This window comes from Bartonella sp. AA81SXKL (assembly GCF_042196945.1).
In the GTDB taxonomy this organism is placed as follows: Bacteria; Pseudomonadota; Alphaproteobacteria; order Rhizobiales; family Rhizobiaceae; genus Bartonella.
Map to the genome: position 1 here is coordinate 1 of NZ_JBHIRH010000314.1, position 275 is coordinate 275.

General features: G+C 42.5%; 1 protein-coding gene. It reads right to left on the reverse strand.

Annotation, left to right across the window (positions count from 1 at the left end; genetic code table 11):
- Positions 1–275 (reverse strand): adenosylhomocysteinase (locus tag ACFINZ_RS11355; protein ID WP_375701564.1); only part of this gene is annotated, 275 nt, incomplete at both ends.

A 275-nucleotide genomic window follows, 5' to 3' on the forward strand; every position in this document is an offset into this window, starting at 1 on the left:
CGCGCTGGCGTGTGAAAAACCCTGGTGTAGCCTCCATACGCCTTTGGATTTGTTTGAAGAAAAGTTCCTCTTCTTCTGTCTTGGGATGAGACAGAATATCTTTATTTGTTTCTGCACGGCTTCCCATCAAAATATAGTTTGTAGCATCCGCTCCATCATCTAAGATAAGATTGGAGGGATTACCATCAGGCCATTGGAAAATAGCATCTATATAAGTCCAATATTCTTCAAGTGTTTCACCCTTAACCGCAAAAACAGGAGTACCAGTGGCTGCA